Here is a 647-nt window from a genome sequence, read left to right as displayed (position 1 = left end):
GATCGCTTCTCTGAATGCCTTAGTTGGTTCTGATAGCATTTTTTCGTTTTGAGTAACTTCAAATAATGGAATATCACCATGCTTTTCAAGTCGCGAGATAATTGCTGAACCTTGCCACGGGTCAAAGCAAACCTCTTGAATATCCAAATTATTTTTTTCGATTAAATCAATTATGAATTGATAAACCAAATCATAATCAACCAACCCCGAATCAAGTTTTGAGAGTTCACACTCACCGGCTTTTTCCAATGCTTCGTAATTAATGCCGTCTGCTTTCATCTTCGTAACAATATCCGTTTTTGTGGACACAAAAGAATATGAATCTGCAAACCATTTACCATTGTTCAACTCGCAAAGAAAGGAAATTGAAGTGAGGTCATTGGTGGCCGACAAGTCTAGTCCGATATAGGCTTTTGAGCCTGAAATATCCGGCTTTGGTTTAATAATTGCATTCTGCCAATCTGAATCAGAAATAAAACTATCGTCACTAGCATTAAGCCAACAATTCATATTCTTAATAATGAAATTTGAAGTATCTTTTGTTTGCAATGCGCTGTCCAAATCTGCCTGTAATTTAGGTTTCAAAACGTCCGAAACTTCTTTGTTGATTAGTAACGGGTTCGCCTTAATCCAATTATCCGAATTAG

At 36.5% G+C, this 647-nt stretch carries 1 protein-coding gene; it reads right to left on the bottom strand.

The genetic code is table 11. The features are described 5' to 3' along the window. Positions 1-630, bottom strand: a 630-nt coding sequence (locus tag CBI42_RS11095) for a phage terminase family protein (protein WP_256963811.1), incomplete at its 3' end; no start/stop codon positions are given. Positions 631-647 lie beyond the last annotated feature (17 nt).

The sequence above is a fragment of the Streptococcus sp. KR genome, from assembly GCF_002238115.1.
Classification (GTDB): Bacteria; Bacillota; Bacilli; order Lactobacillales; family Streptococcaceae; genus Streptococcus.
Note: the sequence above shows the minus strand (reverse complement) of the source record. Positions and strands in the feature narration are given on the sequence as shown.